Annotated in this window: 12 protein-coding genes; 6 read left to right on the top strand and 6 right to left on the bottom strand. The window is 49.5% G+C overall.

What is annotated here, in order from left to right:
- Positions 1-228 precede the first annotated feature (228 nt).
- From IEY24_RS29575 to IEY24_RS29555, 5 genes are all read left to right on the top strand, one after another.
- Complete coding sequence (locus IEY24_RS29575; RefSeq protein ID WP_188938907.1) at positions 229-1,698, top strand: M48 family metalloprotease; 1,470 nt, start codon at positions 229-231, stop codon at positions 1,696-1,698.
- A gap of 299 nt (positions 1,699-1,997) precedes the next feature.
- Positions 1,998-2,465, top strand: a complete 468-nt coding sequence (locus tag IEY24_RS29570) for a MarR family winged helix-turn-helix transcriptional regulator (RefSeq protein ID WP_188938906.1) — start codon at positions 1,998-2,000, stop codon at positions 2,463-2,465.
- Positions 2,466-2,551: 86 nt separating this feature from the next.
- A complete protein-coding gene (locus IEY24_RS29565; protein ID WP_188938905.1) occupies positions 2,552-3,883 on the top strand; it encodes a TolC family protein in 1,332 nt (443 codons plus the stop codon).
- Positions 3,884-3,939: 56 nt separating this feature from the next.
- Positions 3,940-4,992: an efflux RND transporter periplasmic adaptor subunit gene (locus IEY24_RS29560; RefSeq protein WP_188938904.1), complete on the top strand. Its 1,053-nt coding sequence runs from the start codon at positions 3,940-3,942 to the stop codon at positions 4,990-4,992.
- Positions 4,993-5,016: 24 nt separating this feature from the next.
- The gene (locus tag IEY24_RS29555; protein ID WP_188938903.1) at positions 5,017-8,139 is read left to right on the top strand and encodes an efflux RND transporter permease subunit; all 3,123 of its coding nucleotides are present in this window, start codon (positions 5,017-5,019) and stop codon (positions 8,137-8,139) included.
- Between the two features lie 76 nt (positions 8,140-8,215).
- Here IEY24_RS29555 and IEY24_RS29550 read toward each other — a convergent pair whose 3' ends face one another.
- The 5 genes from IEY24_RS29550 to IEY24_RS29530 form a co-directional block, all read right to left on the bottom strand.
- The gene (locus tag IEY24_RS29550; protein ID WP_188938902.1) at positions 8,216-8,650 is read right to left on the bottom strand and encodes a PIN domain-containing protein; all 435 of its coding nucleotides are present in this window, start codon (positions 8,648-8,650) and stop codon (positions 8,216-8,218) included.
- Entirely contained in the window at positions 8,647-8,853 is a 207-nt protein-coding gene (locus IEY24_RS29545) for a hypothetical protein (RefSeq protein WP_188938901.1), read from the bottom strand. The genes IEY24_RS29550 and IEY24_RS29545 overlap by 4 nt, the downstream gene beginning before the upstream one ends.
- A 132-nt stretch (positions 8,854-8,985) precedes the next feature.
- Positions 8,986-9,228 carry a hypothetical protein gene (locus tag IEY24_RS29540; RefSeq protein ID WP_188938900.1) on the bottom strand — a complete coding sequence of 81 codons (243 nt, stop codon included), beginning with the start codon at positions 9,226-9,228 and terminating at the stop codon, positions 8,986-8,988.
- A 334-nt stretch (positions 9,229-9,562) separates the two neighbouring features.
- Positions 9,563-9,946, bottom strand: a complete 384-nt coding sequence (locus tag IEY24_RS29535; protein WP_188938899.1) for a hypothetical protein — start codon at positions 9,944-9,946, stop codon at positions 9,563-9,565.
- A 33-nt stretch (positions 9,947-9,979) separates the two neighbouring features.
- Positions 9,980-11,155, bottom strand: coding sequence for an ATP-binding protein (locus IEY24_RS29530; RefSeq protein WP_188938898.1), 1,176 nt, complete (start codon positions 11,153-11,155; stop codon positions 9,980-9,982).
- A gap of 213 nt (positions 11,156-11,368) precedes the next feature.
- Here IEY24_RS29530 and IEY24_RS29525 point away from each other — a divergent pair, with 213 nt between their 5' ends.
- Positions 11,369-12,148, top strand: coding sequence for a hypothetical protein (locus tag IEY24_RS29525; protein WP_188938897.1), 780 nt, complete (start codon positions 11,369-11,371; stop codon positions 12,146-12,148).
- Between the two features lie 11 nt (positions 12,149-12,159).
- Here the strand turns inward: IEY24_RS29525 and IEY24_RS29520 are convergent, their stop codons facing one another.
- Entirely contained in the window at positions 12,160-14,643 is a 2,484-nt protein-coding gene (locus IEY24_RS29520; protein WP_188938896.1) for a glutaminase family protein, read from the bottom strand.
- Between the last annotated feature and the right edge of the window lies 1 nt (position 14,644).

Below are 14,644 nucleotides of genomic sequence, written 5' to 3'. Positions count from 1 at the left end.
GGTTCCTGTTTTAAAAGTTTTATGCCGCCCGGGTTACGGATGAAGACGTAATTTAGATAATATGCAGAGGCAAAGGAAAATATTTTTCATGGACTCATAGCCGCCGGCCGATTGCCGAAAGCGGATATCCAACAACCGAAGTCACTATTTGGCATGATTCTTTGCATATAAATCGAGAGAACTTTTAATTTTGACCAACTCCTTCATTCAAGTCATTTTTCGAATTTTATGAAAATGAAATACTCATTTCGCATTCTGCCGGCGTTTGTGGCGGTGGGAATGCTGGCAGGTTGTTCCAAAAATCCGGTGACGGGCAAAAAAGAGATCGTCTTTATGTCGCAAGAGAAAGAGATCGCGCTCGGAGCCGAATCGCACCCGTCTATTGTAGCGACAATGGGCATTTATGACGATAAGAACCTGCAATCCTTCATCAACGAAAAGGGAATGGCCATGGCGAAGATCTCGCACCGGCCCGATTTGCCCTACAAGTTCTTCATCGTGGACTCGCCGGTCGTGAATGCATTTGCAGTACCCGGTGGTTACGTATACTTTACAAGGGGGATTATGGCGCATTTTAATAATGAGGCCGAATTCGCCGGGGTACTCGGCCACGAGATCGGCCACATTACAGCCCGGCACTCGGCCCGGCAACAGACTTCCCAGATTTTTGGTCAGGTAGGCCTGGCAGCAGGGATGATCCTTTCTCCGCAGGTGAGGGCCATGGGCGAGCAGGCGCAGCAAGCGCTGGGCTTGCTGTTTTTAAGTTACAGCCGCGACCACGAGACCGAGTCCGACAAAATCGGAGTCGATTATTCGAGTAAAATCGGGTATGATGCCAAAGAAATGGCCGATTTTTTTGGTACACTGAAAAGAATCTCTGAAAAAGCGGGCCAGTCGATCCCGACGTTCCAGTCCACCCACCCTGATCCAGGCGACCGTATGCAGAAGGTGGGCAAACTGGCTACCGAATACCAGACAGCCCACCCGGGCAAGTACAATGTGAACCGCGACGCGTACCTGCGCAAAATCGACGGTGTTATTTATGGAAACGACCCGCAGCAGGGCTTTGTAGAAAACAACAACTTCTACCACCCATCACTGAAATTCCAGTTCCCGGTGCCGAGTGGCTGGCAATATGAAAACTCGCCAGCGCAATTTCAGATGGCCGCCAAAGACGGCAAATCGATGATGCTCTTTACACTGGCGCAGGGTAAAACGTTGGATGAGGCGGCGCAAGCGGTAGTGAAAAATTATGGCCTGAAAGTGATTGAGAACGAAAAGGCCACTATCAATGGTAACCCGGCGGTGGTGATGGTATCGCAGCAAGCGGAGCAGGGGCAAAATGGCCAGGCTGTCGCTGCGACGGCCAACACGATTCAGGTGGGTACGTGGTTGATCCAGTACGGCGGCAATATTTACGCCATCCACGGTGTGGCTACGGCCGGAAACTATGCCGCCAATGCGGGGCAGTTCCGCTCAGTAGCACAAGGCTTCAAATCGGTTTCGGACCAGAGTATCCTCAACCGCCAGCCAGAGCGCATCCGCATTAAAACTGCCCAACGCGATGCAACGTTGCGCGAGGTATTGAAAGACAACAACCAGCCCGACGGCAAGCTCGACGAACTAGCTATTATCAATGGTATGGCGTTAACGGATAGGGTGGCCAAAGGGTCGCTTTTCAAGACGCTGGGCAAGTAGGAGAAGCATAAGACTGATGACTCGAGGGCGGTATGGTGGATCATGCCGCCCTCGTACGCATACAGGTTCCCCAATGTCTGGCGCGTACTACCTGCGGCGCGGCAACTGTCTGGGTCAGCCAGCCAGGGTGTCGGCTACCAACCCTAGGCTTAAGCCTTGGGATTGGGGGGCATATCAGGAGTCACGAGGGCTTCAGCCCAAGCCACTCATCCCAACAATCCAACCATTGATCACCTTATCAAAAACTTTTTCGTTTGAAATTTGGTTGACATATCAACACAATATACCTTTGTATCATCATGAGCGCAAACATAGATAGCTGGCAGAATCTTAGAGAAGAATTGAAGAACTCCTTGCAGTTCAAACTGGGGGCTGTTACGAAAACGGTTTTCAAGAAAATGAATGCGGAGCTTGTCAATGAGGGAATACCTGTGCTGGCCGAGCAGCTGCCTATTCTGATGGTTGTATATTTCCAGGAACAGGCGCGTACGCAGCAGGATATTGCCAATATTTTACAAAAAGATAAAGCGGGTATCCAGCGTTCTGTGCAGACATTACATAAAGATGGTTTCCTGAAAATCGAAAGTGATATCGAGGATAAAAGAAAGAATATGATATCGCTTACCCCGAGCGGGAAGTTTGTTTGCGAGCGCATTCAATCTCTTGCGATCGCTTTCAACAGCCAGATTATGGAGCATTTTACGGAGCAGGAATGGACGACTTTCCTGGGATATCTGGACCGCGTCGTCAAAATAGTCGACAAGTAAAATTTTTTTGAATTAATAGTTGATATATCACCAGTAGAGGTATCAACTATCTGTCATTAGCCACAAACAATCAACAACAGGTCAAAATGAAAAGTAAATGGATAGCCGCAATCATCGCAGTCGCCGCTTCGGTGGCGCCGGGCTGGGCGCAGACGCGCCTGACCCTTAAAGATTGTATTGCCTACGGGATCAAGAATAACGGTAATGTCAAAATCGCTCAATATAAGGAGAGTACATCGGTGCAACAGGGACGTGAAGCGCTGGCTGGCTATCTGCCCCAGGTGGCTGGTACTGCGTCGCTCGACGATAACCTGAAACTGCAATCGACCGTTTTGCCCGGTGCTCTTTTTGGAGGAGAAGACCGCCGTGTGGCGTTGGGTACCAAATACCAGAGCAATGCATCGGCGCAGGTCGATCAGGTGGTTTTTGACCAGTCGCTGCTGGTGGGTATTAAGGCCAACAAGCCCAATCAGGAGAACGCCTTATTGAACTCACGCAAGACAAAGGAGACGATCATATATAATGTGGCGAATGCCTATTACCAGGTCTTTGTGACCTCGCAGCAGATCGCGCTTTTGAAAGATAACCTGGACAAAACCAGTCAGATCCTGGCCACATTGAAACTGCAACTCGACAATGGCGTGATCAAAAAAGTGGATTACGACCGCACGCAGGTGAATTTGAACAACATTAAATCGCAGCTGACCCTGGCGGAAAGCAATCTTACACTTTCTGAAAATCAGTTGAAATTCCAGATGGGAATGCGGCTGAACGAGCAGCTTGAACTGGCAGACAATCCGCTGGATCAGCCATTCAAACTTGTAGAGCCTGGTGCTTTCGATGCTTCGAACCTTACCGATTTTAAAATACAAAACCTGAATATGGAATTGCAGGGCCTGGAAAAAGCGCGGATCAAGGCGGGATATTTGCCAAAAGTGTCGGTTTATGGACGCTATGGTATGCAGGCGCTGGGTAATGAACTGGGGACATCCTGGGGTAACTGGTTCAGCTATGGTGCCATCGGGTTGAAGGTGAACATTCCGATTTTCGACAGCTTCCGTCGTGACGCGCAATATAAACAGGCCGATTTGAACCTGATGACGCAGAAAGAACAGTTGAAATTGAACGTTCAGAACTACGAATTGCAAAACAGCAACGCATTGACCCAGCTTCAAAAAGCAAAACTGAGCCTGGGCAGCGACGAAAGCAACGTAGCCCTGGCGAAAGAGGTGTACGACGTAACCACGCTGCAATTCCGCGAAGGCACTGTTCCGCTGACCGACCTGCTCAACGCCGAAACGTCTTATAACGAAGCACAAAGCAACTACGTCAATTCGATGCTGAGCTACTACCAGGCCAAATTGGGATTGGAACAGTCACAAGGCAGCCTCAACGATTTTTACACAGCATTACCATAACACTTCATCAACAACCAAAATTGATCCATTCGGTCATTCAACATTGCATTAATACCATGAAAAGAAAACTCATTATCATCGGTTCCATCGCCATTATCGGCGTTTTGATCGGCATCAGGCTGGTAGCTAACAAGGCAAAGATGGATGAAAAGAACAAAATGCCCGACAATAAGAATGTTACCATTCCGGTTACGGCCATTGCAGTGAAAGAAGGTAGCGCTGATCAGCAACTGATCCGCACAGGTAGCCTTATTCCATTTAAAGAAGCCGAAATTATGGCAACCGCGGCCGGTAAGGTATTGGCAGTCAAATACGAGCTCGGGACTCATGTGGCACAAGGCGCGACGATCGTGAAAGTGGACAGTAAGTTGAAAGAACTGTCTCTCGAAGCGACCGAGTTGAATATCAATAAACTGAAAAAGGATACCGATCGCTATTCCAAATTGCTGGCGGGTAATGCGGCTACCGAAGTACAGGTGAACGATACTAAATACAATTACGACAATGCATTGAACCAGGCTGAGCAGATCAAACAGCAGATCAGCGACGCCTCCATTCAGGCGCCTATCAGTGGCCGCATTGTGAAGAAAAACATCGAGCCCGGCGAGTTTGTGAATGTGGGTACTTCGCTGGGAACCATCCTCGACGTGTCGCGCCTGAAAGTGCAGGTGATGATTAATGAAAATGATGTTTATAAACTCAAAGAAGGCCAGCACGTGCAGGTGAGCACCAGCATTTTCCCAGGCAAAAAGATCGACGGCGTGATTTCTTACATCGCTCCGCAAGGCGACGAGTCACATAACTATCCGGTGGAAATTGTGGTGAGAAATTCCAGCGAATTGAAAGCCGGAACATTCGTGACGGTTGAATTCCAGCAGAAAAGCAGCACGCAATCGTTGCTGATCCCGCGTAGCGCACTCGTGGAGAGCGTGCGTAACCCGTATGTGTACGTAATCGAAAGCGGCGTGGCAAAACAACGTAAAATCGAAGTGGGCCGCGAAGTAGGCGACAATGTGGAAGTCCTCGGCGGCCTGAAAGCAGGCGAGACGGTGGTTACTACCGGACAGATCAACCTGAGCGAGGGCGCGGCGGTTACCGTTACAAAATAAGGTCATCAGCAAACTGAAAGAATTATGTCAATTACCGAAGTAGCCGTAAAGAGACCGCTCTTCATAACCGTAGTATTCGTAGTACTGGTACTATTCGGTTTGATCAGCTACAACCAATTGTCTTACAACTTGTTGCCTAAGTTTGAGGCCAACGTTGTAAGCGTGATGACGACCTACCGCGGCGCTTCTGCGGACGAAGTCGAAACGAACGTGACGAAGCATATTGAGGACGCAGTGTCGGCCATCGAAGGACTGGACCAGATCAACTCGACTTCGCAGGAAGGTGTGTCGTCTGTGATTATCCAGTTGAAACAAGGCATTAGCGTCGATCTGGCGCAACAGGAAGCGCAGCGGAAAGTGGAGCAGGTGATTTCGCTCCTTCCCGATGACGCCGATCGCCCGGTGATCAACAAATTCTCGACCGACGAAATCCCGGTTTTGAGAATGGGTGTGACCGCGAACCTTTCGCCGTCGGAACTATATGACTTGATCGATGATAAGCTGAAACCGCAGCTTTCGAACGTGACTGGCGTGGGCCAGGTGACTATTATCGGCGGAACCGAGCGTCAGATCCAGGTAAATATCAGCCAGGACAAATTGAAGGCATACCATTTGTCGATCAGCCAGGTTTCGGCGGCGATCAACAATGCGAACACTTCTTATCCGGCCGGTCAGGTGAAAACCCAGGAAGACCAGCTATCCATCCGTTTCGATGCGAAACTGACGACTGTTGCGAATCTTAGAAATGTAATTGTAGGTAAATCCTCGAATGGCGGGCAGATCTTTTTGCGGGACATTGCCGAGGTTTACGACGGTATAGCCGATGCTACGGCTGTGAACCACATCAATGGACGGCCGTCTGTTGCATTACAAATCCAGAAACAATCCGACGCGAATGCGGTGGACGTGAGCAAGCTGACTCGCGAGCGTCTGACAAGCCTTGAAAAACAATATGCGTCACAGGGGCTGAAATTCAACATCGCTTCCGACCAATCCATTTACACATTGGCTTCGGCGGACGCGGTAGTATTTGACCTGGGCCTCGCCGTACTGATCGTGTCCGTGGTGATGCTCCTCTTCCTGCACAGTTTCCGCAGCTCGATGTTCATCCTCGTGGCATTGCCTTCATCGATGATCCCGACGTTCATTCTGATGAGCATGCTGGGCTTCTCGCTGAACCTGATGACGCTCATGGCGCTCTCGCTTGTGGTGGGTATCCTTGTCGATGACTCGATTGTGGTTTTGGAAAACATCAACCGCCACATGGAAATGGGTAAGAGCCGCTGGCAGGCCGCATTGGACGGTCGAGCAGAGATTGGGTTCACTGCATTGGCAATTACGCTCGTGGACGTCGTGGTATTCGTGCCGCTCGCATTGACGCAGGGGCTGATCGGTAACATTCTCCGGGAATTTTCACTCGTAGTTGTGTTCTCGACATTGATGAGTTTGCTCGTATCCTTTACGCTCACGCCGTTGCTCGCCTCGCGTTTTGGTAAGATAGAAGTTTTGGATAAAAACAGTCTTTGGGGACGTCTGAACCTTGGTTTTGAGAAGTTTCTGGATAATGTGAAAGAAGAATATGGCAGAATCCTTACCTGGGTTCTGGGCCACAAACGCTACATTTTCCTGCTCTCTATTTTCCTGATCGTCGGTTCCATCGCATTGGTGCCGGGTGGATTCGTAGGAGCGGCATTCATGCAGCAAAGCGACCGTGGTGAGCTGAACGTCTCGATAGAATTGGCGCCTACCGCGTCTGTTTACCAGACCAATCAGGTGGCACAACGTGTTGAGAAGATTCTTTTGGGCAAAAAAGAGGTAACCAAAGTATTTACCAATGTCGGTTACAGCAGTACCGGTTTAGGAACAACTTCAAACAGTAACATTGCTGATTTGACTGTTCAATTGGTTGATAAAAAAGAGCGTACCGTTTCGTCTGAAGAGTTCGGACAGAATGTCCAGAAGGAAATCCTGCAAATTCCGGGCGTAAAAGTGACCGTCGCACCAACCTCGATCACCGGTAATGCCAACCAGGCACCGATCCAGGTGGCGGTGAAGGGTACCGACATGGCCGTGATCCGTAAAACCGCCGAGCAGGTGAAGGACATCGTTTCCTCCGTCCCCGGTACGTCCAACGTCGACTACTCGGTGGACGACCCGAAACCGGAAGTAGGGGTAACCCTCGATCGTGAGAAAATGGCGCAACTAGGCATCAATGCCGCCGAAGTGGGGGCCACATTGCAAACTGCGTTCCGCGGCGACGACCGTTCGAAGTTCAAACAGAATGGCAAGGAGTACGATATTATGGTCAACCTCGACCAGTTCGACCGCTCGAAGGCCGACGATATTCGTCACCTCACCTTTGTGAACAGCCAGGGCCAGACCTTCGAACTCTCACAATTTGCGACAATCCGCGAAGGAATGGGTGAAAGCGTGCTCCAACGCATCGACCGTCTGTCGTCGATCACTATCAACTCGCAGGTGGTTGGCCGTCCGTCCGGCTCCATCGGTGCCGACATTCAGGCAAAAATGGCGAAAGTGAAACTTCCGGAAGGCATCAGCATCGAATACCGCGGTGACCTGAAAAACCAGGCCGATGCATTCGGCAGCCTTGGAGTGGCACTGTTGCTGGGTATCGTGCTTATTTACCTCATCATGGTAGCACTTTACGAAAGCACCATTTACCCGTTCGTCGTGCTCTTCTCGATCCCGGTTGCATTGGTAGGCGCCCTCACTGCGCTGGCGCTCACGATGGAAAGCCTCACCATATTCTCCATCGTCGGTATGATCATGCTCCTTGGTCTGGTAGCCAAGAATGCGATCCTGATCGTCGACTTTGCCAACCAGCTGAAAGAAGAAGGATATGCATTGAAAGAAGCCCTGATCGAAGCTGGTAAGGAACGTCTGCGTCCGATTTTGATGACCACTATTGCGATGATCGCCGGTATGCTGCCTATTGCCCTTGCGTCGGGTGATGGTGCTGAGGTGAAGAATGGCATGGCTTGGGTGATCATTGGTGGCTTGACTAGCTCGTTGCTCCTGACACTGTTCCTGGTTCCTAGCGCTTATTATGTGGTGGATAGGATTAAGGAGCGGTTAGCTGGGCGGAAGAAGCGGAAGGTGAAGGAGGAGATGGTTTTGGAGGCTTGATGATGCCTAGGTTAAATCTGCCTGATGGTATGTAGATAAATGAATGCCCCGCTTTTTTTGATGGCGGGGCATTTTTTCATAATAGCGCTTCATACAATTCCGCGGTACTAACTGTTTGCCTAAAACCCATTTTATGCAGGTATTCGACCAGCTTTTTGTCGCCGGTCCAAAGCACACCGCCAGTCTGGAGAGCAAGGGCCACGTAATTAATATCGAACGAATCAACACCAGCAGTAAGGCGTTCTGCCTCTTTCCAATATTCGGCTTCTATCAGCGTCTCGTTAAATAGGTGCATGCCGGTAAGCACATCAAACAAATCACCTATGACGTCATCGACTGACTTTTTTGAACATTTTACAATTTTAGATTGGTGCTTGAAAAGCTCTACGACCGCATAATAGCAACTTATTCGTCTCGCAGGTAAATCGGGATGGGTTAGAATTTTCGCGAGTTTACCATTCGGCGTAATGAGAGCACTGAAATTGATGTTTACATCTACAATTATAATCACTTGATAAAACGGCTACGGTTCTTCGCCCACCACGCGCTATGTACCTCGCGTGCGAGTTCCGCGGCTTGCTCTTCCGTCCCGTTATTTTGGGCATTGGATTCGATGAAGCGGAAATAGCTGGTAAGTTTTTGTACTTCTTCCATATCGATGAGAGAAGCGTTGAGCCGTATGACGATGTCCTCGTTTTGTCTTTCAATAATCATATCGCGTCGTCAGTTATATTCGAATATAATCATTTTCAGGCAAATATGGTGTCGTAAATGAGCAGGGGGTAGGAAGTGATTATTAAAATGGTCAGAAATCTCGATTTGGGGACTTCTGACCATTTTTTCAAGCTACGCCTTCACACTTTCAATTCGCTGGATGAAGAATACCAGCTCTCTGAAAGTCATAAAAATGTCGCTAACACGCGGGTTGTGGCCGGCTTCCTGCTGAAATGCCATTGCATCGCTGTAAATCGACCATAGGTGATCGAGCATCTCAGGAGGGTTGCCTACATTCAAAAGTTCCTTGACTTGCCTGCCGTAAGCGAGGCATACCGAATCCTCGGGTTCGGGAATGTGTGTTGATGGTTTCATTTTCTTACATTTTTAGGTGAAAAAATGATGCCCTGCCTAAGGTGACCTAACGTATGTAACTACGTTCGGGGGGCTTTCGCCGCACCCACACCATCGCAGGGCAATGCTAGCAAGATTCTTCATAATGTTACAATTTTTAGGTAGGCGTAAGTTGGGAAAGCACTGTGAGAAATGCAAGAAGACGTTAATGCGATTATCCGCCGGTTAAATCCTCGAATGTAAATCCATCCATCGAGGGCGCTATGCTTGTACGTGCAGCAAATATCGATTCAGAGAAGAGTTTCAGGGAGCAACTTGTGCCAGACAAGTAGTTGGTAAATCGGAGTCCAGTTTTCTAAACCTTAAATTCAATTAGCTCAATCACCTCACATTCGCCAACCTTCGTATTCCCTTCATGAAAATACCCAATCGTTCCAATCTTCAAATACTCCTTATGGTAAGGGATAAAATCCTTGCTGACTATCCACATCGTAGCAGTCCCTGACGTGGGTACGAATTCTGTCCCGTCGAGAATGCGGCCATTTTCATCCTCGAACTCCGGCCAGATCATGTAGAGTGAATGCTTGAATTTGCCGTCATTCTTATAATGAAAATCGCATCTATAATGTTGCAATGCAGGATTATACCGGCCGCCTTCTTCATAGGAATAGAGCCGGTATCTGACCCGAAAATTAGGTTTGCGGGCGAAACTGGTTTCGTAAGGTAGAAATTCGGACATAAACAGAAATTAATGCAATTATGGGTATACTTACTAGTCTACCAACGCTTTAATTTTCTCCATCATCTCAACCAACGGCACCACATTCACATCTTTCGAAATAACATAACTACTCTGCCCCGGATACACAAAATACTTATGCGAAGCCTTGATGTCCTCGCAGCCAACGGTAAATCCTTTGCTAACGGCCGGCGTGAGTGACCGTTTGATCTCAATGGCAACCCTGGTCTGGTGATTGATTTCCAACACCAGGTCGATTTCAGCGCCAGCTGCCGTACGGTAGTAGTAAGGAGTAACCGACGACGGAATCATTGAAATCAGGTTTTCGATAATAAATCCTTCCCAGCTTCCGCCCAGGACGGGATGGCCCAGCAGGTCTTCCTGATTTCTGATTTTGAGTAAGGTATGGGTAATGCCGCTGTCCCGAATGTAAATTTTGGGTGTGCGGACGAGGCGTTTGCCGATGTTGGAAAACCAGGGTTGGAGTTTTCTGACCAGAAACAAGTCTTCCAGTAAATCCAAATACCGGGTGGCAGTGGGAACGCTGATTCCCAACCCGGCAGCCATTCGGCTGAGGTTTGCGATGCCGCCCTGCGAGTTTGCGAGCATGGTCCAAAAGTTGCGCAGGACCATGGCTGGAATTTTAAAGCCGAATTGCGGAATGTCGCGCTCGAGATAGGTAGTGATAAGATTTTGGCGCCATTCAAAACTCGTTGAATCATTTGACGCGAGAAAGCTTTCCGGAAAGCCACCTCGTATCCAGAGATTATCCTGTTCGGCCGTTTCGATTTCGGTTGCTTTGATACCTGGAAGTCGGGTGTAGGCTATTCGTCCTGCGAGACTTTCGGAAGACTGTTGCAGCAGATCAAGTGAAGCAGAGCCTAGAATTAGGAATTGTCCCGTACGCTTTCCGGCACGACGCCGCTTGTCGATCACACCACGAAGTACTGCGAAGATTTCAGGCGTGCGCTGAATTTCATCAAGAATGATCGTTCTGTCAGCGTATTTTTCGAAATAGAGCTCAGGCTCATTCAGCTGCGCGACATCGGAGGGGGATTCAAGGTCAAGGTAAATTGGTTCGGGCGAAATCGTCTTCGCAATCTGAAATGCGAGTGTTGTTTTGCCGATTTGCCTGGGCCCAAGAATGCCTACTGCTGGAAATTCTTCCAGCAACGTGAGTATCTCAATTTGTGCGTCTCTCGTAATCATCCTTGTAAATTTAACATCGAGCGTTAAATTTACAAGGATGAGCACGAGTTTTTAGCAACTACGACCGTTACGTCTGCAGTTTTCGTCGTCTTAAATTTTGTTTCAGCCTTATTATGACGCGCCTCGAATTTTAAAATCTGTTCAATTGTCTCAAACTCAATAATCGGAACCTTCCCAACCAGCGCAGGATTTAACCAACCACATACATTTAATATGAAAAACCACATTTTCTCAATACTGATCCTGTTTCCCGGCATGTTCGCCCAGGCCCAGCAACGGCAGGAAGCCGGTTCCCCAAACTCCTACATCCAGCTTGTGAACGGAAGCCAACAGTCGGCTTTCAAACGGGTAGAGCTGCGGTCGGATATCGACACCACCTGGTTCCGGTGGAAGGAGCGGGGGTACAGCTTCGGATTTGTACCTGGTAAAACGCCAATGTACACGACCGTGGAAGGTATTTTGAGTACGCCCTATATGATCCAGGTCCGGGGCAATGCGGAGGAGCGGAATAAGAAGCGCTGGGGGTATCATGTGTTTGAGGGGTACGCCAAAGACGATAAATCCCGCATTACCATGCTGGTCAATAAACATGTGGAGGCGGAGCGGCCGGTAGCGGAGCTGTACTATTACTCCACGGTCTACAACCACGACGAAATGGCCTATAACTGGTTCAAAATCGGCTCCGATGTCCGGCAGCATTCTTTTATGTTCGGGCGCGACAAGGCATTATTCTATGGTTCGCTTAAACTGACCAATGCATTAACGCTCGGCGCTATTGGGAAGGAAGATATTTCAACCACAAAACCAGCCGGTGACGATGAACAGAATGCGGAAAAAGATGCCAAATATGTGAACTATAAGGAGCTAAAAAGCGGTGGCGACGGGACGATCTTTTACGATAAAGACCGTGACATGGTAGTGATTAAAATTAAAGGAAAATGGATGAAAGTCGCTGTGGAAGCCCTGCCGGAAGGGGTCAGTTACGATTTTTGAGTGATTGAATGTTACTTCCACCGCTCCCCAAGCACCTTCATCCAATACCCCCCAACCACAGACCTCGCACGGAAACCAACCGACTTTCCATTGGTAGTCTCGTGCCAGTCCGATAGCGGAATGCGATCCGTTGTGCCATTGGCATACTTGTAAATAGGCTGGATAATGGACTGAAAATCCTCAAACTTTTCGGCCAATGTGGCGGTCCAGACGATCCAGTCGGATTTAGAGTAAGTTTTGCGGCTGTCGAGCGGGAGGCCGAAAGGTTGCTGTTTGGTCAGATAATAGGCTATTTCTTTCCGGGCGACGGTTTCAGGAAACACATTCAGCCCAAGTAGCTTATCCCAAACGAGGTTGTATTTCTGGCTCCATGTGCCTTTTTTATCGAAAGTCAATGCGTAATGATCGCCGTCGGCGGCCATTTGCATCCATTTTTGGGCGAAGTCTTTGGTTAATGCATTCACTTCGGTGGCTTCCTTGGAATCGCCGAGCTGCTCCGCGAGTTTAGCGTAGGAGGCGAGGCCCATGATCGCTTTGATCGACAAGTTGGTATTCCGAGCCAAATGCCCCGCGAAATCGTCGGTGCAGAGCTGGTTGGCTGGGTCGAAACCTTCTTTTTTCAGGTAATTGGCCCAAACGCTGAGGGTTTTCCAATGCTTTTTGGCGAAATCCGTATTGCCTTCGGCTTTGGTGATGGCATAGGTGAGGATGAGCATGTTGCCGGCTTCTTCCACGGGCATGTCTTCGCCGTATGTCTGGCCGTTCGCGAGGGGGTAGGTGCCTACATCGTGCGCGGCGAAAGGTTTGGTCCATTTGCCACTCTCCGAATAATAGAAAATGGGTTCCATCATGCCTTTCAGCAATGTCGGATTGTAGAGGAGAAACAATGGCGCCGATGGGTAAGTGATATCGACCGTTCCGATGGAGCCGTTGCTGAAATTTTCTTTGGAGAAGAACAATGGCGTGCCGGTCGGATCGGCTACCAGTTTGTGGGCCGAAATGGCCTGGCGGTAGGCGAGTACGCAAAGCTCGGCATACTGCTTGCCGCCGGCTTTGAATGCGTCGTCGTAAATGGTTTTATCAGTTTCTTCGCAGGTTTGGAGGATTTTGGCGAAATCGTTCTCAGCGCCTTTCAGCTCTCCGGCGATGGTTTTGTTGCCTTCGCGGTTCCACCACGGACGCAGGTTTTGACCAAAATACTGGACCGAATAACCATCGTCATAAGCCAGCAATGCGTGCAGCGATTTGCTTTCACTTCCCACTTTTCCAGCATTCAATATCAAACCTATTGATTTGGTATCCGCAGGAGCCGCGCCGGCCTGATCGACGCTAAGGGAGCCTTTTGAAGCAAATTCTTTGATAATATCTGTCGACAGGCCGATTGCCGAGCCTTTCACAGTGCCTTGTGGAGCCGCAAGATAAGCCTGGCCCCAGTCGATGCGGACATCGTCGCCTTTTTTGGCCAGGAGATTTTGAACAGAATTAGCGAGCGACAGGGTAGTCAGGCCATCCTGGTTCGCTTCCTTGCCGACCACCGATTGGCTAGCGTCGTTTGTAGCCCAAAGCCCGGATACTGCATTGAGAATGCTTACGTCGTGCTGCTTGCCATCCGTAGATTTGACTTCGTACACAACATAGTTCACCGGACGCGAAAGCAGGTTCATATCTTTCATGATCAACGGTGCTACAAACCGCACTTGAAGCTGCACAGGGCCCGCCTCGAAGTTGTAAATTGATTGCGTAGCCGTCATTTCAAAACCAGTCTGCTTCGCCAATGCAACCACATCGGCGCCTTTCGGCGCAATTTCATCGGCCAGGCCAATATCGATGTAACCCGGACCAGCGCCATTTTTTACATAGGCAGCTAATGTGTTTTTGCCTTTTTTCAATGCTTTTGCCGCCGCCGGACTGATCGGTTTGAACTCGTAATCGCCCGTAAAGCAAGGGGCGCAGTCAAATGCGGGCACGCCGTTGATAAATACCTGCACGTCGTCGTCATGGAAGATATTCAGGACGGGTTTTTCAAAATCTATATTCGTAAGATTGAATTCGCGGCGGTACCAGAGCTCCTGCGGGAATTCGGTGCCGCCTTGGAGCATGGCATCGTTCCGCTCGTGCGTACCAAATGGGGCGGGACCTTGTTTCCAGGTGCTGATATTGTAGCCGTCCTTGAACCACCATTTCGGATCGGGCTTGGTAGTTGTGAATTTAGCGGTGTAGGCTTCCTGTTTAGCCGTCGGCAGAATCGTTTTCATTTCGGCTGCGGCAGCGCCCATAAAGCGGTAAGCTTTGCCGTCGACTCGGATGAGCCCGTCCATCGGATGCGGTTTGCCGGTCCAATGTTTGGTAACAGAGCCTGCGAGCTGGTCGCCGAACGACCAAACGCTCGTGTAAGGGTCGACGGTCACCAGCGGCGTTGCCGGTGGGCGGATGGACTGCGCAAAAATTGTTGAGGTAGTAAGTAGTGTCAGCGCGGTAAGCCAGCGTTTGAACATA

The sequence above is a fragment of the Dyadobacter endophyticus genome, assembly GCF_014641595.1.
Classification (GTDB): domain Bacteria; phylum Bacteroidota; class Bacteroidia; order Cytophagales; family Spirosomataceae; genus Dyadobacter; species Dyadobacter endophyticus.
Note: the sequence above shows the minus strand (reverse complement) of the source record. Positions and strands in the feature narration are given on the sequence as shown.

Bases quoted from the DNA above. Each gene is read 5' to 3' on its own strand.
- IEY24_RS29575 (WP_188938907.1), top strand. From the start codon at position 229: ATGAAAATGAAATACTCATTTCGCATTCTGCCGGCGTTTGTGGCGGTG.
- IEY24_RS29570 (WP_188938906.1), top strand. From the start codon at position 1,998: ATGAGCGCAAACATAGATAGCTGGCAGAATCTTAGAGAAGAATTGAAG.
- IEY24_RS29565 (WP_188938905.1), top strand. From the start codon at position 2,552: ATGAAAAGTAAATGGATAGCCGCAATCATCGCAGTCGCCGCTTCGGTG.
- IEY24_RS29560 (WP_188938904.1), top strand. From the start codon at position 3,940: ATGAAAAGAAAACTCATTATCATCGGTTCCATCGCCATTATCGGCGTT.
- IEY24_RS29555 (WP_188938903.1), top strand. From the start codon at position 5,017: ATGTCAATTACCGAAGTAGCCGTAAAGAGACCGCTCTTCATAACCGTA.
- IEY24_RS29545 (WP_188938901.1), bottom strand. From the start codon at position 8,853: ATGATTATTGAAAGACAAAACGAGGACATCGTCATACGGCTCAACGCT.
- IEY24_RS29540 (WP_188938900.1), bottom strand. From the start codon at position 9,228: ATGAAACCATCAACACACATTCCCGAACCCGAGGATTCGGTATGCCTC.
- IEY24_RS29535 (WP_188938899.1), bottom strand. From the start codon at position 9,946: ATGTCCGAATTTCTACCTTACGAAACCAGTTTCGCCCGCAAACCTAAT.
- IEY24_RS29530 (WP_188938898.1), bottom strand. From the start codon at position 11,155: ATGATTACGAGAGACGCACAAATTGAGATACTCACGTTGCTGGAAGAA.
- IEY24_RS29525 (WP_188938897.1), top strand. From the start codon at position 11,369: ATGAAAAACCACATTTTCTCAATACTGATCCTGTTTCCCGGCATGTTC.
- IEY24_RS29520 (WP_188938896.1), bottom strand. From the start codon at position 14,643: ATGTTCAAACGCTGGCTTACCGCGCTGACACTACTTACTACCTCAACA.